Source organism: Motilimonas pumila (genome assembly GCF_003596335.1).
In the GTDB taxonomy this organism is placed as follows: Bacteria; Pseudomonadota; Gammaproteobacteria; order Enterobacterales; family CBDFNC01; genus Motilimonas; species Motilimonas pumila.
Window position 1 is genome coordinate 1 of sequence record NZ_QZCH01000151.1, and the last position, 600, is coordinate 600.

Sequence of the window (600 nt, forward strand, 5' to 3'; positions counted from 1 at the left end):
CGAGCGGCAGCGCTGCACCGCCGCCGGCCGGGAAACCCCACGAGCCGTACTGGAACATCAGGCCGTACTTGGCCTGGCTGAGCCAGGTTGTGTTCGCGCGTGCAGCGGCGACGCGCGTGGTGTACGCACTCACGTCCGACGCACGCAGCAGCTCCAGCGACTTGATCTGCGCGCTGCCGGACAGCGTGCCCGTGCGCGCAAGTTTGACCACCACACTGCCCGCGGGACGACTGATATTCGGCGCGACCTGGCGCTGCCAGCCGCCCGTCGCGGTGAACGTCGCCGCGACGCTGCCGTTCACGCTGAGGCTGAACTGCTGACCGCTGCTCGCGCTGAGCATAACCGTCGGCTGATAGCTCGCCGCGGCGGGAAGCAAGATCGTCCAGGCAAGATAGTCGGACGTCGTATTGAAATTCTGGATGTAGAAGTTTTTGCGTCCTTCGCTCGGATTGGCGACCGATGCGCTGCTGTTGCGCTCCGCGAGCGTCGCCAGCAGAACCTGCACATTGTCGGTCGTCGCGGTTTGATCGATCGGTATCGGATTCGGGCCGGCCTGCGCGACAACCGCCGCGACAGCGTCGAGCTGCGCGAAGCCGAGCA

1 protein-coding gene is annotated in these 600 nt (G+C 66.0%); it reads right to left on the minus strand.

Annotated features, from left to right (window positions below; translation table 11 throughout):
* Nucleotides 1–600, minus strand: a 600-nt coding sequence (locus tag D1Z90_RS21445) for a carbohydrate-binding protein (protein WP_198419289.1), incomplete at both ends; no start/stop codon positions are given.